Source organism: Paenibacillus sp. P4_E11 (assembly GCF_056401635.1).
Genome location: NZ_JBFUIX010000009.1, coordinates 1 through 20,687 on the forward strand (window position 1 = coordinate 1; position 20,687 = coordinate 20,687).

At 50.5% G+C, this 20,687-nt stretch carries 20 protein-coding genes; 12 read left to right on the forward strand and 8 right to left on the reverse strand.

Annotated elements, in window-relative coordinates; all coding sequences use genetic code 11:
* Window positions 1-1,249: ABC transporter substrate-binding protein (locus tag AC1DWB_RS05780; RefSeq protein WP_477540088.1), on the reverse strand; the 1,249-nt coding region annotated here is incomplete at its 3' end.
* A gap of 236 nt (window positions 1,250-1,485) precedes the next feature.
* Between AC1DWB_RS05780 and AC1DWB_RS05785 the strand changes: the two genes are divergently transcribed.
* Window positions 1,486-3,594 (forward strand): methyl-accepting chemotaxis protein, encoded by a 2,109-nt coding sequence (locus tag AC1DWB_RS05785; protein WP_477540089.1) that lies wholly within the window; start codon window positions 1,486-1,488, stop codon window positions 3,592-3,594.
* Window positions 3,595-3,687: 93 nt separating this feature from the next.
* On the opposite strand, the gene AC1DWB_RS05790 is transcribed toward AC1DWB_RS05785, so the two are convergent.
* Entirely contained in the window at window positions 3,688-5,139 is a 1,452-nt protein-coding gene (locus tag AC1DWB_RS05790; protein ID WP_477540090.1) for an S-layer homology domain-containing protein, read from the reverse strand.
* 152 nt (window positions 5,140-5,291) lie between these two features.
* Between AC1DWB_RS05790 and yhbH the strand changes: the two genes are divergently transcribed.
* Window positions 5,292-6,440 (forward strand): sporulation protein YhbH, encoded by a 1,149-nt coding sequence (gene yhbH / locus AC1DWB_RS05795; protein WP_477540091.1) that lies wholly within the window; start codon window positions 5,292-5,294, stop codon window positions 6,438-6,440.
* An 89-nt stretch (window positions 6,441-6,529) separates the two neighbouring features.
* On the opposite strand, the gene AC1DWB_RS05800 is transcribed toward yhbH, so the two are convergent.
* Both AC1DWB_RS05800 and AC1DWB_RS05805 read right to left on the reverse strand, forming a co-directional pair.
* Entirely contained in the window at window positions 6,530-7,546 is a 1,017-nt protein-coding gene (locus tag AC1DWB_RS05800; RefSeq protein ID WP_477540092.1) for a DUF7309 domain-containing protein, read from the reverse strand.
* A gap of 36 nt (window positions 7,547-7,582) precedes the next feature.
* A complete protein-coding gene (locus tag AC1DWB_RS05805) occupies window positions 7,583-8,101 on the reverse strand; it encodes a hypothetical protein (RefSeq protein ID WP_477540093.1) in 519 nt (172 codons plus the stop codon).
* Window positions 8,102-8,318: 217 nt separating this feature from the next.
* Here AC1DWB_RS05805 and AC1DWB_RS05810 point away from each other — a divergent pair, with 217 nt between their 5' ends.
* The 6 genes from AC1DWB_RS05810 to AC1DWB_RS05835 all read left to right on the forward strand — a co-directional run bounded on the left by AC1DWB_RS05810 (window position 8,319) and on the right by AC1DWB_RS05835 (window position 12,370).
* Window positions 8,319-8,567 carry an AbrB/MazE/SpoVT family DNA-binding domain-containing protein gene (locus AC1DWB_RS05810; protein ID WP_477540094.1) on the forward strand — a complete coding sequence of 83 codons (249 nt, stop codon included), beginning with the start codon at window positions 8,319-8,321 and terminating at the stop codon, window positions 8,565-8,567.
* Window positions 8,557-8,976, forward strand: a complete 420-nt coding sequence (locus AC1DWB_RS05815) for a type II toxin-antitoxin system VapC family toxin (RefSeq protein ID WP_477540095.1) — start codon at window positions 8,557-8,559, stop codon at window positions 8,974-8,976. Before AC1DWB_RS05810 ends, AC1DWB_RS05815 begins: the two co-directional genes overlap by 11 nt.
* Before the next feature lie 104 nt (window positions 8,977-9,080).
* A complete protein-coding gene (locus AC1DWB_RS05820) occupies window positions 9,081-9,377 on the forward strand; it encodes a hypothetical protein (RefSeq protein ID WP_477540096.1) in 297 nt (98 codons plus the stop codon).
* A gap of 150 nt (window positions 9,378-9,527) precedes the next feature.
* Entirely contained in the window at window positions 9,528-10,982 is a 1,455-nt protein-coding gene (locus AC1DWB_RS05825; protein ID WP_477540097.1) for a SpoVR family protein, read from the forward strand.
* 102 nt (window positions 10,983-11,084) lie between these two features.
* Window positions 11,085-11,321, forward strand: a complete 237-nt coding sequence (locus AC1DWB_RS05830; protein ID WP_477540098.1) for a hypothetical protein — start codon at window positions 11,085-11,087, stop codon at window positions 11,319-11,321.
* A gap of 449 nt (window positions 11,322-11,770) precedes the next feature.
* On the forward strand, window positions 11,771-12,370 hold the full coding sequence (locus AC1DWB_RS05835) for a DJ-1/PfpI family protein (protein WP_477540099.1): 600 nt from the start codon (window positions 11,771-11,773) through the stop codon (window positions 12,368-12,370).
* Between the two features lie 282 nt (window positions 12,371-12,652).
* On the opposite strand, the gene AC1DWB_RS05840 is transcribed toward AC1DWB_RS05835, so the two are convergent.
* Genes AC1DWB_RS05840 through AC1DWB_RS05850 form a run of 3 tightly spaced genes read right to left on the reverse strand, consistent with a single transcriptional unit; the run spans window position 12,653 to window position 14,971 of the window.
* On the reverse strand, window positions 12,653-12,817 hold the full coding sequence (locus tag AC1DWB_RS05840; protein ID WP_477540100.1) for a hypothetical protein: 165 nt from the start codon (window positions 12,815-12,817) through the stop codon (window positions 12,653-12,655).
* A 58-nt stretch (window positions 12,818-12,875) separates the two neighbouring features.
* Window positions 12,876-14,258 (reverse strand): sensor histidine kinase, encoded by a 1,383-nt coding sequence (locus tag AC1DWB_RS05845; RefSeq protein ID WP_477540101.1) that lies wholly within the window; start codon window positions 14,256-14,258, stop codon window positions 12,876-12,878.
* Entirely contained in the window at window positions 14,255-14,971 is a 717-nt protein-coding gene (locus tag AC1DWB_RS05850) for a response regulator transcription factor (RefSeq protein WP_477540102.1), read from the reverse strand. The genes AC1DWB_RS05845 and AC1DWB_RS05850 overlap by 4 nt, the downstream gene beginning before the upstream one ends.
* A gap of 200 nt (window positions 14,972-15,171) precedes the next feature.
* Between AC1DWB_RS05850 and AC1DWB_RS05855 the strand changes: the two genes are divergently transcribed.
* From AC1DWB_RS05855 to AC1DWB_RS05870, 4 genes are read left to right on the forward strand one after another with little or no spacing between them, the layout of a single operon-like run.
* On the forward strand, window positions 15,172-16,041 hold the full coding sequence (locus tag AC1DWB_RS05855; protein ID WP_477540103.1) for a carbohydrate ABC transporter permease: 870 nt from the start codon (window positions 15,172-15,174) through the stop codon (window positions 16,039-16,041).
* Between the two features lie 52 nt (window positions 16,042-16,093).
* The gene (locus tag AC1DWB_RS05860; RefSeq protein WP_477540104.1) at window positions 16,094-16,951 is read left to right on the forward strand and encodes a carbohydrate ABC transporter permease; all 858 of its coding nucleotides are present in this window, start codon (window positions 16,094-16,096) and stop codon (window positions 16,949-16,951) included.
* 46 nt (window positions 16,952-16,997) lie between these two features.
* Window positions 16,998-18,146 carry an efflux RND transporter periplasmic adaptor subunit gene (locus AC1DWB_RS05865; RefSeq protein WP_477540105.1) on the forward strand — a complete coding sequence of 383 codons (1,149 nt, stop codon included), beginning with the start codon at window positions 16,998-17,000 and terminating at the stop codon, window positions 18,144-18,146.
* A gap of 9 nt (window positions 18,147-18,155) precedes the next feature.
* Window positions 18,156-19,505 carry an ABC transporter substrate-binding protein gene (locus AC1DWB_RS05870; RefSeq protein WP_477540106.1) on the forward strand — a complete coding sequence of 450 codons (1,350 nt, stop codon included), beginning with the start codon at window positions 18,156-18,158 and terminating at the stop codon, window positions 19,503-19,505.
* Window positions 19,506-19,588: 83 nt separating this feature from the next.
* Here AC1DWB_RS05870 and AC1DWB_RS05875 read toward each other — a convergent pair whose 3' ends face one another.
* Window positions 19,589-20,602, reverse strand: a complete 1,014-nt coding sequence (locus AC1DWB_RS05875; protein ID WP_477540107.1) for a Gfo/Idh/MocA family protein — start codon at window positions 20,600-20,602, stop codon at window positions 19,589-19,591.
* Between the last annotated feature and the right edge of the window lie 85 nt (window positions 20,603-20,687).

Sequence of the window (20,687 nt, forward strand, 5' to 3'; positions counted from 1 at the left end):
GTACGCCCCCTACACTAACACTAAGTGCCTCCGCCTCCTCAGAAGAAAGCATATGCCGATTAAGGTCGTCCCATGTAGAGAGAAACCCGAATTCTTGAATCATCCTTTTCTGAAAGTCCCACGATACCGCGAACCGGATAAAATGTTGCGCTATTGCCGCATTCTTGCTGTATCTGGAAACCATGAACGCATTCGCGATCAGCAGCTTCCCTCCCTGATCTCCAGCATTGCTTGGGCTGGAAGGTAGCGGTGCGACGTGATATCGTTCCCTTTTCTTAATAATTGGTGTAGTGAATATCGTGGACAATTGCATCCCGACTCGTCCTTCTTCGAACATCTCATGAATGAACTGAGTGTCACTAATTGCCGTTAGAGGGGCGATTCCATCCTTGTACAACAGCTGCTGCAGGAATCGAAGCGAATCCACAAGTCCTCGATCATTCAGCCTTCCGTCTTCCATTCGCTCGAAACGAAATCCGTTTGCAAAAGCAAGCACAGGCCATCTACTCCAAGAGTCCGACATCCCGAAGCCGAATCGGTCCATAATCCCGTCATTATTACCGTCTCCATTCAAAGACTTGGCAACCTCAACGAACTTGTCAAATGTCCAAGATCGATCTGGCAGCGGCTTGCCTTGTTCCTGGAATACTTGGCGATTGCATACCAGGAATACAGGCGAGAACGTAATCGGGATCGCGTAAGGCACTCCATCTGTTACGAATGCTTCGCTTAACCGTCTATAATCTGTCGACTGATTAGCAGCAATCTCCGTAAGCGGCAAATAGTCCTTCAAGTCCGCTTCGTAATAGTCCCGGTCCCAAATGAAGATTAGGTCAGGACATATGCCCAGCTCCAGCCAGCGCTTAAGATCCATGCGGTTCATCTCATCTGTACGCAAGACATTCACTGTAATACGCGGGTAAGCTTGAGAGAACGACTTGATTAGCTTGTGCATAACCTGGTCTGCGAAGATAGAGGAACCCGGGCAAAGAACGAGAAGTGTTTGTTGATCCTCCATTACACGGTCAGGCAGATCGGCTACAATCGTCCCTCTGCCCACCATCTTAATTAACAATCCTTCTTTCATAAGCAAATCCAAGGCTTGTCTAAGTGTATTCCGACTTGCATCGTACTTCACGCATAAATCCTTCTCGGAGCTCAAGTAGTCCCCAGGGTTCAAATACCCGGCACTAATCTGAGACCTAATATCGTCTGCAATGTGCAAATACCGAAACTTCTTATGATTCATAGGGGCCCCTTAATACCTCGCATTCAGCTAATATGAAATTAGTATAGAACAAAACATCGATTCCAGAAAACAACAATAATTGTTTGGGTTGTTTGGGGGGCATAACCTTTTCGTCATCTTCATCCAAAATTAAGAAAGTGTTAGCGCGCCAAACAAAAAACTCACAACTACCCCAGAATCATTCTAACGATTGTCCCTTAATATCTAGACTAGAATACCTATAGGGGGCGTTGTGAATGCGTAAATTAAAAGATCTCAGTCTGTCCATCAAGCTGAGTATCGCGGTAGGGTTAGTTCTAATTGTCGTGTTCGGCATGCTCATTATGCTGAATTTAAGCCAGCTTAAATCTGTCAGCATGTCGGAAGGCGAACTGGATGCCATCCATACCGGACAGCAAGTAGCCAATCAGTTCCAGAATGACTTAACCGGGATCGAGTCTACCTTGTCTACGCTTAGGGACACCTTGCTGGATGCACGATCATCTCAGTCTCTAAATCGCGAGGAGATTGTTCGGATATTCAAGAATATGATGGAAACGCATCCTTCCTATCTGGGACTGTATACGCTGTGGGAGCCTAATGCCTTCGACAATAATGATCGCGTCAACCAGAAGAAGACGGCATACGATGACGTTACTGGCAGGTTCCTTCCCTATGTGGTTCGGACAGGCGATAAGATCAACGTCGAGCCGCTTGCCGATTACGACAAGGAAGGGGCGGGCGACTATTACCTGATCCCTAAGAAAACAAAGCAGTCCTTGCTTAAGGATCCTTATCTCTATCAAATCAACGGTAAGGACACTTTGATGACTTCGATCGTACTACCCATCCTTGATTCTACAGGACAGCAGTTTCTAGGCATTGTAGGCGTCGATCTGTCGCTGGATACGCTGCAAAAGCTGGCCTCACAAACGAAAGTAGAGGCTGGTTATATCACGATCGTATCTTCCGTTGGTTCCTATATTGCCCATTCAAAGCGTCCCGAGCTGATCAACCAGACTTATGCGGATCGGCCCGAGAAGGAGCAAGTATGGAAGAACGTCCAGGGAGGGAACCTTCAGGGTTATTCGAATAATGAGGATGCCAACTCGGTATTCCGTGACTTCTTGCCGATCAATCTGAAGGGTAGCACGATTCGCTGGTACATTGAGACCGTAACGGAACGAAGCTACATTCTGGACGGCTACCAGAAGAGTATGTGGATTTCCTTGTCGATTGCTCTAGGTGCATTTGTCGTGTTAGCCCTCGTCATCATATACATCGTAAGAGTGATGGTCGTTCGATCCATCAATTCGGTCATCGACCTATCCCAGCAGCTGGCTGGTGGTGATTTCACACGGACACTCCCCGTGACCAGTCAAGATGAATTCGGGCGGATGGCGCAGCACTTCAATGGGATGATTGGCAATTTGCGTGAGCTTATACAGAAAGTAACCGATCATTCGATGTCTGTCGGTGCCACATCCGAGGAATTGACGGCAAGCGCCGAGCAGACGAGTCGAGCGGCTGAGACGATCGCCGTAGCAGTCCAGGATGTAGCTGCGAGCATGGAAGTGCAGGAGCAGAATGTCAAGGAAAGTACACGTGCTATGTTCGAGATGTCGGCCGGCATTGAACGAATCGCAGAATCCTCCTCATCAGTAGCAGATTCGTCCCAAAGTGTCGCCAAGCAAACGTCGACCGGTTACGATCAGATACAAGACGCCATTCGGCAAATGAACGTCGTACAGGGAGCCGTAAGTGATTCCGAAACGATCATCCGCCGTCTCGGCGACCGCTCGGATGAGATCGGCAGCATTATCGGGATTATCACGAACATCAGTGCACAGACGAACTTGCTGGCGCTGAACGCTTCCATTGAAGCTGCTCGAGTGGGCGAGCAAGGCCGCGGCTTCGCCGTTGTAGCCAGCGAAATCCGCAAACTCGCTGAACAGACGAAAGACGCCGCCACGCAGGTAGCGACGCTGATCGGGGAGATCCGCACAGACACGCACCAAGCCGTCGAGACGATGGGACGTGGTTCGGTTGAAGTGAACAAAGGCGTAGCCGCCGTTCAGGTAAGCGGCGAGACCTTCTCCGTCATCCGCGAGGAGATGGACAAGGTGAGCGGGATGATCCAGGAAGTGTCCGCCGCCGCCGAGCAGATCTCGGCCAGCTCGGAGCAGGTGACAGCCACCGTCGACCAGTTGTCGCATATAGCCACCGACGCGTCGGAGAACGCTCAGAGCGTCGCCGCTGCCTCCGAGGAGCAGCTCGCCACGATGGAGGAAATCTCGGCTTCCTCCGCCGCACTGAGCCATATGGTACAGGAGCTGTTGGAGCTGATGGCACGATTTAAGGTTTAAGATTAGCATCCTACTCAGACAAGGACCTCTGGAGTCAATCACTCCAGAGGTCCTTATCTTTACCACACTATTCATCGACCAGCGGCCTGAATATCATTTCGCCACAACCGGGTTCAGCAGTGCCCGTCGAATAATCGCTGACACCCCGCTGTTCCCAGTCGAGTCGGAAGAGATCCGAATCTTCAATTGCTGGACACCCTTCAGCTCTACATTGGAACTCCATTCTTTATCCACGCGCACCACACCCGTGACGAAGAGCGTCTTCCCGTCGCCCAGCACCTCGAATTTCACCCCATCCGAATCACCTGTCAGGCTCGGCGCAACCGCAAAATAAAGTTGAATCCGTTCAAAATTCTCATTCAACGAATAAGTAAGTTCAAACGGTTCACTCTGCCCTTGTATGTCTACCACGATGTCCTTCATGTTGTAATAGGGTACCTCTTTGATTCGTTTGATATCACTCGCCGATGTGACTAACAGGTTCGTGAGGGGAATCTGCTTCTTTTTCGGAACCGCAGGATCACCCGTTTTCTCCTCTGGGACAACCTTCTGCATCTGGAATACCGGATACGCCTGATAGAGCATCTTCGCTACTTGGGCTCGTGTAACCGACTCTGCAGGTCGGAATGTATTGTCAGGATAACCCGAGATCAGTTGCTGCTCCACCGCAGCTGCCACGTAGGCCTTCGCTCCGCTCGAGATGACGCCAGCATCCGTGAATGTTGCCTCGAGAGTTGTCGGTTTGCTGCTACCCCGGTCTCCCTTCAGCTTCATCAAACCTAGAGCAACCGTTTCCCGTGACACAGGCTCATTCGGTCGATAAGCGATGTTCCCGTTTGGTTGGAGGTAGGTTGTCAAGTAGGGCATCGCTGCTTCTACATATGTAGTATACCAATCGGATGGAGATATATCTTCGAATGAAGGTACCTGGACCTCACCGGTCTTCAACCCTGCGGCTATTACCATCAGCTTCGCGAACTCCGCCCTCGTCACCACCCGATCTGGCTGAAACGTCCCATCTGAGTAGCCTTCCAGCCACCCCCGTTCCGTCAAGTCGTTGATGTACAGGAACGCCCAATGATCGGCTCCAAGATCGGAGAATGGGAACGGGCCTCCAATCTTAATGCACTGCGTAGCGTAGCCGAGAGGGTTCCCAGAATCATCGAATAAGACGGTCATGATGAATCTTTCACCTGGGACGGCAGGGAACCCTATTCCCGTAATGCCCGTATATGGAGCTGGCTTGATCCCCTTAAACTGCGGTTCCAGGTATTGCTCAGAATGGTCTGTCAGAACATAGGCAATGTCTCGACCGAGCTGGCTGAACTTCCGCATCGATTCCGGGAGCTGCTCCCGATCAATCTGCAACGTATAAGTGAGCTTGTCAGCAGAGGATGCGACATATTGAATACCTTGTTCAATTTTAGGTGGCAGTCCATTAATCGAAATCGACTCCGCCGCCTGCAAATTCGCCCCTGCCAAAGCTTGCAACATGTACAACACGAGCCCTACGATTAACAACTTCCCACTCGATTTCAACGCCATTTTCTACCATCCTCATCCCAATAATATCCCAAAACTTTCCAATACCAATCATAACACAGGCACACTGGAAATAATAGGATTTTATATAGGGTCACATAACCTCTCTAGAGTTGAATATATTGATTACAAGCCATTTTTCAGGAGGTGCCCGTATGACGAATCCGCTGTTCATCGTCTCCCGGGAAGATTGGTCGCTGCATCGCAAAGGCTACCAGGATCAAACCCGGCACCAGCAGAAGGTACGAGAAGCGATCAAACAGAACTTGCCTGATCTCGTGACCGAAGAGAACATTATCACCCAACACAACCGTCAAATTATTAAGGTTCCGATCCGCAGTCTGGACGAATATCGGTTCCGCTTCAACCATAACAAGAGCAAGCATGTCGGACAGGGCGACGGCGACAGTCAGGTCGGCGATGTGCTGGGGACAGACCCTTCTCAACAGCAAGGGCCAGGTAAAGGCGAAGGTGCGGGCGATCAACCGGGGGATGACTACTACGAGGCAGAAATCAGCATGGAAGAGCTGCAATCGATGCTGTTCGAGGACTTGGAGCTCCCCCATCTGGAGGAGAAGCAGAAGGACAACATCCAGGACGAGGAAATCCGTTTCACGGATATTCGCAAAAAAGGGATCATGTCCAACATCGATAAAAAGCGAACCATACTTGAAAATTTGCGCCGAAATGCCAACAACGGACAGCCGGGCATTCATCACATCTCGCCCGATGATCTGCGCTTTAAGACATGGGAGGAAATCGTCGTACCTCGCTCCAACGCACTGATCATCGCCATGATGGACACTTCAGGCAGCATGGGCAGCTTCGAGAAATATATAGCGCGCAGCTTCTTCTTCTGGATGACACGATTCCTGCGAACGAAGTATGAGAAGGTCGAGATCGTATTTATCGCGCATCATACTGAGGCAAAGGAAGTAACGGAAGAGGAGTTTTTCACGAAGGGGGAGAGCGGGGGCACGATCTGCTCATCCGCATATCAGAAAGCACTGGATATTATCGACCGCCGCTACCCGCCGGCGAACTACAACATCTATCCGTTCCATTTCTCCGACGGCGACAACTTGACCTCGGACAACGAGCGCTGTGTCAAGCTGATCGAGCAGTTGCTGCAGAAGTGCAACATGTTCGGTTACGGAGAAGTGAATCAATACAACCGCAGCAGCACTCTCATGTCCGCTTACCGGCACATTCAGATTCCGAAGTTCCAGCACTGCATCATTCGCGAGAAGGGCGAGGTGTACAAGGCGCTGCGTACTTTCTTCACGAAGCCGAAGGAAGCTTGAGCCCTGTTAGAAGAAGAACAATCAATAACCGTCCGAGTCAATCTTCGGACGGTTATTGATTGTTAATAATTATTGCTAAGTTGTCACGATTATCGGCCCATGCCCATATGAGCAAACAACTCTTCTTGAGCTTGTTCCAGCATCGGCAAGCGTTTAGTCAAATAACACTTCAAATCCAGAGCCGTAATGACAGGATCCAGATACTCATAAACTTTGTCGTCAGTCGCCACCATCTCAGCTGGAGCAAACTTGATTTGTTCCAATAAGCTAATGAACTTCTCCATGGCAGCGCCTGTCATCTCTGACTTCTCACACAATTCCATACTGAGGATTTGGCCTGAAGCTTGATCGATGACCAGGAAGATCATTGGGTAATACGGTCGTCCCCCATCCATAATAGGAGCAGGCATATAACTTAAACCCAGTTCCCATGTACCTCCGCGCTTTTGGATCGTCTTTTTCAATTTGACCATATGAAGCTCATTCACGACCGGAAGTTCCGGCAGGACAGAGTCCTCATCTTCCTCGGGATCCATCAATTCGGAATGCCAGCTTAAGCTCCCATCCGCCTGCCGTGTGCCCACACGTGTCAGGAATCGGGGAGCAAGGAGAGCATCCGGGTCCGCCTTTGAAGCCTGCGACACTACAATTGCCTGTTCAATAGCTGCGGTCAAGAACATGACCTCGTTCCCCGTTTGTAACGGCCAAGGGTAGAAGCCGGGCTCGAACAACCGGAATGTTGGCCATGCTTGTCTACCACGAAACTTAAGCCCCAGCTCCTTAATTCGTGCCTTCTCCTCCGGGTACAAATCTTCACGGTCATCGAAACATAACATCAAGCAGTGCTGAGCGTACATCGGATCCTCTTTCAATTGTCCAGCTAACATTTCCATAACGGTCCTTAGACCAGGGGCGCCTAAGTAAACGGCTAATGCGAACATCTCCCCCCCACTTCCCATAATGCAGCAATACCCGACTTGCTTGGTGTCCGGATGCTTCACACCGAACAGATGAATATTGTCCATCCAATCCCAACAGGCTGCCTGTTTAAAAGCTTTCGCTGCTTCAAATAAGTTGCTCCATTGCTGCGTGGTAGGCTTCATCATATGACTCCTCGTACAACATATATTTTGTCCATTCTATCATTCTACCATTTCAGAACTGATCATACTCATGAACTGCTCCAGGTCAAATGACACTTCCTCCGGTCCGTCTGATTCGAAGGGAGGATGATCCAACTTATCTGTACCATATTGCTTCCGCGTCTCGCTTCTTGGAGGCAATGTTGCGTCCAGACTCTCCTCATCCGCGAACCGCTCCATTTCTTCCCAAGTAATTCCATAAGGGAATCCCCAACCGGTGTAACCGGCAATATAGGCATACGTCGCATCCGAATCTGGGAACAACGCGTTTGGAATGTCCGTTTGATGCTGAAGCAATCGCTTCTCTTTTCGCTTTTGCTTCATTATTTGACGGCTCTTGGTCCCTTCCCTCGCCTTAATCACCTCTTGCTCCGACAACTGTACGCCCAGCGTGCGAAGTTCGGCAATCGCCGTTCCTATATCTACACCAAAGCGTTTGTGGTAGCTGCGTATGATGCGCGTGGTTTGTATCTCTTTTAGCCAGTGGACTGCCGACTGCAGCCTTGCTTCTCTCTTCATACCCTTGGCTCTGGGTGTATTTGACTTCGATTTTCTCTGCCGCTTCGACAAGATTGACTCTCTTCCAATAAGATATTTTTGTCCTAGATTGACTCTGAGTGAAGCCATAAATCTATTATTTGTTCCGTCTACTCATTTGTCAATCGGATCACATACATTGTATAATGATAATGACAATGAAACAGCTTAATGACAATTTGGTAAGGGAGTGTAGGTAATGAATGAAGCGAAAGTCAAAATTAGCAAAGAAGGCCGGATCTTGATCCCCCTCGACATACGCAAATCGCTTCAGCTTCAAGAGGGAGATGAACTCATCCTTCGGATTGAGGATGGAGAGTTAAGACTGCTGACATTGGATCAAGCCGTCCATCAAGCTCAACAGTTGTACCGAACCTACGCAGGTAATCGATCGCTTAAGGACGAGTTGATCGCGGAACGGAGAGAGTCAGCCAAGTATGAATCCTGATATTATCCCACCTGAGTTGATCGGGCAGACTATGATTTTGGATGCCTCGGCTGTGCTTGCCCTGTTAGCTGGTGAACCAGGCTCTGAACTCGTCGCGACAATTTTGAAGAATCGGTGTTTGATGAGCAGCGTCAACGCTGCCGAGGTTGCCGCCAAGCTTAGCGAAGCCGATGTTCCTGAGAATGAAATCGCCCATCTATTCGAACGTTTGCTGATTGAGGTCATCCCGTTCGAACGTGTGGATGCTCTTCGAGCTGGTCGGATGCGACCGGAAACCCGCTCCTACGGGTTGTCCCTAGGTGACCGAGCCTGCTTGGCCACGGCGGAACGGTTATCGCTTCCTGTACTAACGGCCGACTCGGCATGGGCTTCCTGCTCCACTTCTGTAGTCGTCCATCTTGTTCGTTAGCTCGTTCTGGGGTCAGGATGTAAGGTCAATATTATTGATCCAGGTTTCACGTTTTAAGAAACAATCTTCTGCTATAAAATGGTAAAAAGAGGATGGTGATGAACATGTCATTATCAAAACATACTTTAGAACAGAGCTTTAAGGAAAAGTCCGTTGTTCTCATAGAAGACCACTTCGGATATCATGATCAATTAACACGTAAAGATGAAGCAGAAGGATTAACCACGGAGCAAAAAAAGATGCTAACTTCTGTAATTTTCAATGATCCGGATGTCATTAAGCAGCTTTCTCAAGCAGAACTAGACCGGCAAAATGATATTTCAACCTACAGCGATGATGAGGAAGAGTTTGCTCGTTTATTAACTGAGGTCACGAGGGGAATTGATCCTGACGAAGAATAAATGCCAAGAAATCATGCAAACCGCAGCTGATTTCTTGGCATTCTATTTCTCAGCGAAATTCCAACAATTGATTATATCGCATCACATATCTACAACCCTTCGGAATATATTAGTAGCAACCCTTTTTCCCGCCCGGAGGTGTGTGCAAGCATGACGCAAGACGAAATCAGACAACTGGAACGTTCCATTGACGAGATTACCGAGATTGCGCAAGGCTTCGGGCTTGACTTCTACCCCATGCGATATGAGATATGTCCGGCTGACATTATCTACACGTTCGGAGCTTACGGCATGCCGACCCGCTTCTCACACTGGAGCTTCGGCAAGTCTTTCCACAGGATGAAGACGCAATACGACCTGGGTTTGAGCAAAATTTACGAGCTTGTCATCAACTCCGATCCTTGCTACGCGTTTCTGCTCGATGGCAATTCGCTCATTCAGAATAAGCTGATCGTCGCTCACGTACTCGCCCACTGTGACTTCTTCAAGAACAACGCCCGCTTCTCGCGCACGAACCGTAATATGGTAGAGAGCATGTCGGCAACAGCCGAACGCGTGCGTCAGTATGAGCTGGAGTACGGAACTGAGGCGATCGAGACTTTCCTCGACTCTGTATTAGCCATTCAAGAGCATGTGGATCCCGGCCTGATTAAGACTAGCTCCCGAACGTATGGAATGGGCCGTGACTCGAAAGGCCGATACGCATCAGGAGGCTCCGAGCGGCGGACGACCTCGAACGATCACAAGCCGAGCGGAACATACAACAACAGCTCACCATCGCCCAAGACAGGCTACGAGGACATGTGGGGACTGGATGAAGAGCAACAGCAGGCGGAGAAGCAACAAGAGAAGGCGAAGGAGGCCGCTTTACGCCGCTTCCCCCAGCAGCCTGAGAAGGACCTCTTGTATTTCTTGGAACAGCACTCCACGGTACTCGAAGAATGGCAGCGGGACATACTGACGATGATGCGCGATGAGATGCTCTACTTCTGGCCTCAGATGGAGACGAAGATCATGAACGAAGGGTGGGCTTCCTATTGGCATCAACGAATCGTACGGGAGCTCGACTTGACTCCTGAGGATACGATCGAGTACGCCAAGCTGAATTCGGGGGTCGTCCAACCGTCCCGCAACAGCCTGAACCCCTATTATCTAGGCCTGAAAATATTCGAAGATATTGAGAAACGCTGGGACCGTGAGAAGATGTTCGAGGTCCGCGAGTTCGACTCCGACACTTCGTTCGTCCGGAATTATTTAACGAAACAACTGGTGGAGGATCTAGACTTATACGTGTTCGAGAAAAAAGGCCCAGAGTGGAAAATTACCGACAAATCCTGGGAGCATATCCGCGACCAGCTCGTATATTCGCGCGTGAACGGCGGATTCCCGGTCCTGCATGTGATGGACGGCAACCACGCTAACATCGGAGAAATGTACCTGAAGCACGCCTTCGAGGGTGTGGAGATGGATTTGAAGTACTTGGAGAAGACGCTGCCTTACGTTCATAAGCTGTGGGGAAAGACGATTCACTTGGAAACAGTCGTCGAAGACAAGAACGTGCTGTTCACATATGACGGCAAAAAACATGCCCGCAAGTTTCTGTAAGCCGACAAGGGCCTTCCTTCAATGAAGGCCCTTCAATATGCAACTCTTCGACATTTCCAACGTATAATACGCTGAAAGACGACCAATCAGGAGGCGAACAAGATGTCCCAGAGCCAAGCTCAACGGCAGCGTAAGAAACAAGAGCGTGAAGGTAAACCGAATCCGGAGATGTACCGAAGAGATTGGAACGGCATTCATCCGGTTACCAAGACAACCCCAAGTTTAACGGGTTCAAGGGAGAAACAAGTGAATAAGCATCGAAAAAGTCGGAGTTATGTTCCCCATGAACATTACTCCGACTTTTATTATGGCAGATTTGCTGCTAATGCACTTGCGTAACCACAACCCTCACATCATATCGGGCCAGTTGGATGAATATTTCAGTCCCATAGAGCCATTAAGTTAATGAGTGAGAGCCACTTCGTTAATAAAATAGAGCCACGATGTTAATGTACAGAGCCAGTATGGGACTAAACGGGCTGGATAGTTCCAACTGGTTACCATCTGGTGACGGAAGGTTATGGAGAACCTTGAATAAAAAGTATTCCCCAAACTAACGCCGTTACTTGTGGTAGACTTCAGCTCAAAGTAAAACCTGCCGCGGGGAACCGTATCACAGTGAAAAGCTAGGACATTGCACTAACGGAGCACGGAAGTTCAATAATCAACTAAGACGAGGTTGCCGGCATGGATCGGCAGCTTCGCTGTGCTAACTAGTAGTTTTGTGCAAAAATAATGATAAACATATTGGAAATAAAGCGAACAGTGAAAAAGGATGGGTGATGGCAATGAGGATGGCGTTTGTGTTATTCGATGGTGTGACAAGTATGGACTTTGTTGGTTTTTATGAAGCAATAACCTGGTTAGCGATCCTGAATGCGAAAGAGAATGTATCGTGGACTTTTTGCGCTGACAAAGCCGAAGTAACAGATGACCGGGGGTTAAAAATGAAGATCGACGAGGTACTCCCGAATTTGGGTAAATTTGATCTGGTTTTTATCCCGGGGGGCATGCCGACAAGGAAGCTTCGCTTCGATGAGGCCTTCATGGGATGGATTCGGACTGCGGAGGAAGTTCCATATAAGGTATCCGTTTGCACAGGAGCCTTGCTTCTGGGGGCGGCTGGATTCCTTGAGGGAAAAAAAGCGACAACTAACTCGTCGGCTTACGACTTACTGGCTCCTTACTGTGCGGAAGTCGTAAAAGCCCGCGTAGTACGGGATGACAATATCGTAACCGGAGGCGGCGTAACAGCATCCATTGATCTGGGTCTGTATATTGTGGAATGGCTGACGAATACGGACATAGCCTTAGAGGTACAGAAAAAGTTAGAGTATCCTTACTACCAAGTCGGCAGCTTGAGTGATGTATATATGGGGACTTTGTGATGGAGATAGTAGAGGTTCGTTCGCTAATCTAAACGGGAACGTTAGTTTAACGAACAGGCTGCAATTGGTACATTTATCACTCATAAAAAGAACTCTCCAGGCGCGGAGGGTTCTTACATTTTTATCCATGTGTTTACGGGTGGTGTCAGCTACGCTGGTATTACCCCATGTTATTGCGTTAACGGATACGATAGTTGAAAATTGTAAAAGGGAGAGCCCTCATATTCTGATGGCCCTCCTTATTAACTTGCTGGCTCTATTTCGTTAACATCATGGCTCTCACTAATTAACCAAGTGGCTCTGCCGCACCGAAATATTCAGTCGGATCAGTCCGCTCACTTCCCGCGGCTCAGCCGAATGATTCAGAATGAACAAGATGCGCTCGCTGAGATTGGGCCCGCTTGCACGCGCAGCAACCTCAATGTCCGGCGGCAGCTCGGCCAGCAACGGTTCGATGCCTGCCTTCTTGCTGGTATCATCCAGCAGCCGGAATACACCCGGACGGTCAGGCTGTGTTCGGGAAACGCATTACGAACGCCGCTCCGCCTGACAACAGGTTATGCGCAGAGATCCGACCACCCGACCGTTCGACGATCGCGCGGGAGATGGCCAAGCCGAGCCCCGTCTCGCCGCCCTTTCCTTTGACGAAGCGGTGGAACAGCTGGGGCAGCAACGATTCGGGAATCCCTTCCCCATCGTCAGCAATCTCGATGCCGATACTACGTTCATCAATCGTAACATGAATATGGACGGTTTCCTTGCCATAACGCGCAGCGTTGCCCGCTACGTTTAGCATAGCCTGCAGCAGCTTTTCGCGATCGGCCTTTATGACCAAACGGTCCTCCTGCCCGGAAGGAATGCTCGTTTGAATGCGAAGCCCTTTCTGGACATACAACGGACTGATTCGTTTAACGGTCTCGTTGATCAAGTCAACCACCTGCACGAACTCCGGTTTATAAATATCTTCCTCGCTCTCTAGCTTAGCTAGTAGAATCATCTCGGTTACTATGTTCTTCAACCGATCGCATTCGCTCACGATGACGTCCAAGCCATTATTTGCGCTCTCCCCTGTGAAGATACCGTCCCGGATTCCCTCTGCGTAGCCCTGAATGGCCATCAATGGCGTTTTCAGCTCGTGCGAAGCGTTCTGGAAAAACTGCTTTTGCGTGATATGGTAAGTGTTCAGCTCATTGGCCATTCGATACACGCCCTGCGCCACTTCCCCGAGCTCTCCGCTCGTCTTGACCAGCCGAACCTCAGAAAACCGAAGATTCCCTACCTTCTCCAACTCATTCCTAAGCTTTGCTAAGGGCGTTGCGAACCATTTGGCAATCCACATACTGAGTACATACGCCACGGCACCACCAATGGATAAAATAATCATCATCCGCTTAAACAATGCCAACTGCATCGATTTGATTTTACTGAAGGGCGTAGCCATAATAAGCGTCGCCGCTTCCGTAGCTGACACGTTGGCGGATAGCGGAAAGGAAACCGTCTCCACGATATATTTATCGTCTTTCCCTTGCCACAACACGTTGCGTAAGTCCGCGTTCTGCTTCCATAGATCGACCCACTCCAGCGTCTTGGCGGGAGACAGCGTGCTGTATAGCACTTGATCGTTCGGCTCGATCCAGACAGCATCCGTTTTGCCGCCTACCGGGAAGGCACCCTGAAGCTTCTCCGGCTCCACCGACACGTTCACGGCCGGTGTCATGGGCAACGCTGCTGTAAGCGGCATCATCGCGACGGCCTGATCTTTCATCTCTTTGCGCTGCCCTTCTACCAATGTGTCCAGCATCAAGGGATAAATGACGACAGCTGCGACCACCAGGATGCAGACTAATAAGAGGGCAAATGATAGCTGAAGCCGGTACATCAATTTCATGCCTGTTCGCCTCCTTCTTCCACGCGTAACCGATAGCCGAACCCCCATACGGTTTCGATCGGAAGATCGCTCAGCTTCCTGCGCAGCCTCTTGACCAAGTCGTCAATCGCCCGGTCGCTGCCGAAATAATCGTCTCCCCACACCAGACTCAGTAGCTCGTCTCGCGAGAAAGCCCGGTTCGGCTGTTCCGCCATCGCCTGGAGCAGAGAAAACTCCTTCAGCGTCATCTCCATCTCTTCACCGCGCCAGAATAGGCGCCGCTCATCCACAACAAGCCGGAGATGGCCGATCTCGACAGCCGACTTGCGCGGTGAAGATGAACCCTCATCGCTAGTGAACCGAGCGGCCCTGAACCGGTGAAACAGCCGTTTCACACGCGCAACCAACTCCCGGGGGCTGAACGGCTTCGTCATGTAGTCGTCGCTGCCGAGCTCCAAACCTAATATTTTATCCACCTCTTCATCCCTCGCGGAAATCATGATGATCGGCACCTCTGCTTCCTTGCGGATCTGACGGCATAGATCGTAACCGCTCATTCCGGGAAGCATGATGTCGAGAATCCACATATCCGGTGGTTCGTTGTGCCATAGCTCCCAAGCCGCCTCAGCCGAGCTCAGTCCGACGGTTCGATACCCTTCCTTTTGCAAGTAAGCCTCTACGATCTCGCGAATATGATCATCGTCGTCTACAACGGCGATTTGGTAATCTCTCATGCTCCTTACCTCCCCATCCACACACTCATGAATCAACCCATTCTAGCAAAAAAAGGTTCACCCATGGGCGATTCCACACTTTTTACACACTTCTTCCTAAGTTTTGCCTAAGCTTATATGTACACTGGAGCATGCAAGATGAACGCTACTAGCAGCTTGCAGCGCGATAATCATCGTCTGACATCGGAGGGTTGTTAACCATGAAGCTTGAACGATTGACGCGGCGCGAGCGGTGGGCGGCTCTCTGTTTTCTAGCTCCAAGCTTGGTCGGCTTCGCCATCTTCTATATCATTCCATTCGGCCGAAGCATCCTATACTCGTTCCAGGATGGGCTCGGCGGTCATGGGTTGACCTTCGCCAACTATGCGGCGCTATTCCACAGCTCTTCCTTCCACAAGGCTGCAGCCAATACGTTCCGGTTCACCGCCATAGGCGTACCGCTACTCGTCGTCTTGTCGCTTGTCTTGGCGATGTTTCTGAACCAGCGGGTATGGTTCCGCAACTGGCTGCGAACCGCCTACGTGCTGCCCCTAGTCGTTCCGGTAGCCTCGATCGTCCTCGTCTGGCAAATCCTGTTCGACTGGAACGGCGCACTCAACGCCATGCTTGGCTATTACAGCATTGACCGCATTGACTGGATGAAATCGGATTGGGCCGGTTTCGTCATCATCCTGATTTATATCTGGAAGAACATCGGGTACAACGTTGTGCTGTTTCTCGCTGGACTGCAGAACATCCCAGAGCAATATTACGAAATCGCGGATTTGGAAGGGGCAAGCCCCTCACGCAAGCTGTTCGGCATTACGCTGACCTACTTGACGCCTACGACGTTCCTGGTCGTACTGATGTCCGTCTTGAACTCGTTCAAAGTATTTCGCGAAACGTATTTGGTCGCCGGCGATTACCCGCATGACAGCATCTACACCCTGCAGCACTACATGAACAACATGTTCTTATCGCTCGATATTCAGAAGCTCTCTGCCGCGTCGACGATTATGGCGGTCTGTATACTCGTGCTCGTAGCCGTACTGTTCCGGGCCGAGCGGGTGTTCCGCAATTTTATGGAATAGTCGATGCTTTAAGAAGTACCTTTCTCGCGAAAAGGTTGTAGGAGGGATTCTATTGAACAAATATTCGGTCTTTCCTGCTCTGCGCACGCTTCTTCTGCTAGCAGTGGCCAGCGCAGTGTTGGTGCCTGTCGTGCTGACGGTCGTTAATTCCTTCATGTCCGCTCGGGAAATTACGTCGAACTACGGCATGCTGGGCAGCAGCAGCACAACCGATCTGGTTAACCTGAAATGGATTCCCGACTGGGTTTCCTTCAGCCAGTATTACAAAGTGCTGATCGCTACGCCGCAGTATCTGCACATGTTTTGGAACTCAGTCTATATGGTAGTCCCTATTATCGCGGGGCAGGCCGTCATTGCTTCGCTGGCCGCTTTCGCTTTTGCCAAACTGCGATTTCCCGGCAGAGAGCCGCTATTCCTCGTGTATCTGATCACGATGCTGATGCCGTTCCAGGTAACGCTGGTGCCGAACTATATAATGGCGGACTGGCTTGGGCTGTTGGATAGCCCGAGTGCGATTATATTGCCCGGCATCTTCGCGGCATTCGGCGTGTTTCTGCTGCGGCAATTCATGCTCCACATCCCTTCTGCATACATGGAGGCGGCTGTTATGGACGGCGCTGGTTACCTTCGCTCCTTCGTCTCGATCGTTCTGCCGATGGTCAAGCCGGGGATCGCCGCGCTAGTCGTTCTGCTGTTCGCTGATTACTGGAACATGGTCGAGCAGCCGCTTATTTTTTTGCAAAATGCGGAGCTACAGCCGTTATCCGTGTTCTTATCGCGCATCCAGAAAGAAGCATTCGACGTCTCATTCGCCGCTTCCGTTCTATACATGACGCCGATGCTGCTGCTTTTTTTATGTACGGAGCGGTATTTCATTGAGGGTATTCAGCTCTCGGGTATCAAGGGCTAGCCGGATACCGCAATAATCGGAGCGGGGCAAAGAAAGGAAATGGACCATGACGTTAGGCAAACAACGAGTTGCAAGCACGTTCTTTATTGTATTCTTTGTCATCTTGGCCGTACTTACGTTGTTCAGCAACACATTCCAGACCGCCATGCTGCCGAAAGCCGTTACGGAGAAGCCCGTGAAGAAAGCATGGGAGCATTCGGTGACAGGCAGCGGCGTGTTAATCCCGAAGCATACAAAGGTTCTGCTTAGCGATAATGGCTGGCGTGTTTCCAACATTCATGTCGCCCAACACGATCCTGTCAAGAAAGGGCAGCCGCTCGTTACATTCGATGCCCAGGAGGCGGAGGAGCAGTTGCTCGACGAGGAGATCCGTTGGAAGAAGCAGCGGTTGAACCGAGATATGCTGGAGGAGCAATATATCGAAGCTCAGCGAAGCGGTAACGAGGAAGCGATTCGCAAGGTGAGACGCGACATTGAGATCGAGACACTTGATGCGGATATCGCTCAGCGCAAACTGAACGGCTTGCGTAAATCATTGCATGAAAAGCGCACGCTAACGGCTCCTATTGACGGGATCGTGGAGGAGCTCGAAGCTCAAGAAGGAATGTCCGTTCCTCGAGGGCAGCCCCTCCTAACGCTCGTGGATAACCGCGAGGGGTACGAATTTTCATTCAAGGCCTCAGCCGACTCGACAGTGCTCCTGCGGCAAGGGGACACCGTTACGGTTAGCTTGGACGGCTCCGCATCCAGACGCCTCGAAGGAACGATAGCTAAGATTAAAGACGGTCCTCCGGAAAACACCGGCGGAAATGAAATGGGCAAGCCTAGTGGCGATTCGGACGGTTCCTCAGGCACCTCCAAACCGCACAAAACGATCGTTATCGCAGTTTCCGGCGAGGGCATTCGAGGAGGTGAGCAGGCAAACGTGCGAATCGACAAGAAGTCCAGGGAACAAGGCTTGGTCATTCGCAAAGAGTTGATCAAGAAAGACGGAACCGGAAGCTACGTATTCGTCGTTCGCGAGAAAAAAAGTCCTCTGGGCAATGCGTACTTTGCACAGAAAGCCTATGTTACTACGGGGGAATCGTCGGACGACGAGATCGTCGTTCTGTCCGGGCTCACCGCCAAAGACGACATTGTTGTACAATCGAGCGAACCACTGCAGGACGGCAATCAGGTTCGACTAAACGGATAAGGGTGATCCATGATGAAGAAGAAATGGTTATTGTTATTGACGCTGAGCATATTCACATTCCTAACCGCGTGCTCGGACAGCGACAAGGTTCCCTCCACTGTCAATACGCAAAATCAATCGTCCGAAGGCTCCAAGACGGTCGTGATTTCCGTCATGAGATCGGATCGTTTACTTGAGACCGCTGTCCGGAAATTCGAAGAGCTGCACCCGAACATTCATATCGAAATCCGAGAGCATATGGCGACGCCGAAAACCGAAGGCGGAATGAGTGCTGCTATCTCCATGGCGGATATGGAGAAATATGTGCAAACGGTGACGACACAAGTCATTTCCGGGAAGGGCTCGGATTTGATCGCCATGCAGAATCTGCCCCAGGACAAATTCGTCGACAAGAAATTACTCGTCAACCTGTACGATCTAATGGCCAAGGAGACTTCGTTCGATAAAGCGAAGTTTTACTCGAACATTCTCAAATCATCACAGAATGGAGACGGTCTATATGCAATGCCCTTCTCCTTTACCCTGGATACGATAACTGGCAAAACCGATATGCTGAAGAAAGCGAATATTACGATTGACGATAAGACTTGGACTTGGGACCAGTTCAGGGAGATTTCCAAGAAGCTGAAGGATCAGCTGGGCCCGGATCGATATGCTTTCGTCAACATGTTTCCGATTCAATTGTTGGCGGATTATATCGAGGACAATTACGGAACGCTTGTACAAGGCGGTAAGCCAAATTTCGATTCCGACCTGTTCCGGTCAATGATGAAGCAGATCAAATCGATGTATGACGAAGACGTGCTGCAAGCCGAGTTTACGTACGATTACAGCAAAGGCTTGTTTGCGAAAAGTGGCTTCTACGATCCGGAGAGTGCTTTGGTGAACGCGCTTGTGCCGAACACGCATTTTTTTGCCAGTCCTTCGGTAACTGGAACGTCCAGAGGCGGTTCATTCAAAACATCCTTTACGCTTGGCCTAAACAGCAAATCAAAGGTGCAGAAGGAAGCCTGGGAGTTTCTAAAATTTCTGCTTTCCGACGAAATGCAAGCCTCTCCCGAATTGAAAGGATTTCCGCTTAATAAAAGTATAACCGACAACAAACTTAAGGAAGCCGGGCAAAAAATCGTGAACGGCACACTGCCCGTTCCGAAGGGAAAACCGAGCGCTAGTGAGGTAGAGGAGCGTATACAATCGCTGCAGAAGATTCTGGAAGGGACTGGAACGAAACTCGACAGTGACATGAAGGTACTTACGATCGTCATGGCGGAATTCGAATCATACATGAGCGGACAAAAATCGGCGGAAGAGGTCAGCAAGCTGATTCAGAATCGGGCCAATACGTATTTGAACGAATAGCGCAAACCTGCAATATGGAATTGAAAAACCTGACCGAGTGTTTCATCGGTCAGGTTTTGGCGTTCGAGTTATACAACTTTACCCTATAGGTTGTTCAACCGGACCGCCGCTTCATCGGCGGCAATCGTCAAGGCACTGGCGGCCAGCACATCACTGTGAGTCAGCCCTTCAGACGAACCAGCTTCACCCGCTACCCGCCGGAGAAAGTCCGCCGTCAACGTCATCGGCGGCTGTGCCAACTCCATCCGAGTGAGCGGTATGGTGTCGCTCACTTGCAAGTACAGTTCATCGGCATCCGACACAGCCGGATCGCCACACAGTCGCAGCTCGGCGAAGCCGACCGTGCCGTTGACGAAGAGGCGGCAGTCGCCCCACGTCCAGCTCTTGTCCGGATTGTGCCAATCGGCATACAGCTGTCCGATTACACCGCCGTCCATGACGACCTGCGCGGACGCGGTATCCCAGAACTCCGGATACTCCGGCAGTTCGTTCTTCGTCATGACTGCCTGTACGGACACCGCCTCTTGGCCGGACAACCAGCGGAGCAGATCAAAGTCGTGCACGAACAGATCGACGATGATACCGCCGTTCTGATTCTTCGAGAAGTGCCACTCGGCACGCGAGGACGGATTAAGCCGATGCGGCTTGCGCATCGTAATGCTGACGATACGTCCAAGCTCTCCAGCTTCAATCGCTCGCTTCAACGTATAGATGGCTGGACGATAGCGCTCGGTCAGCAGCATCCCCACTTGGATGCGCCCGCGCTGCATGACCGATTCGAGCCGATGCAGCTTGTCCCGATCTGTCACAGCAGGCTTGTCCACCATGATGTGCTTATCATGCTGTTCGCACCATTCGATCAAGGCGATCTTCTCGCTATTGATGGCCGATGAGCCGATAATAGACACCGCCGGGTCGAGGAACACATCACGTGAATCCACGAGCGGTATACCGTACTTCTGGGAAATCCGTTCCGCCATTGTGGTGTCATCACGTTCATAGATCCCCACACATGTATGCCCTAGTGCGACCATTTCATCGATAAATGCAGTAATATGAGCATGCCGGCATCCAATAATTCCGTATTGTATAGACATCGATTCCTCACTCCTCTTCCGTGATCTGGTTTCTGAGTTACACCTGTCACCGTAATCATAACTTGGGATACCTGCAATTAGCAAT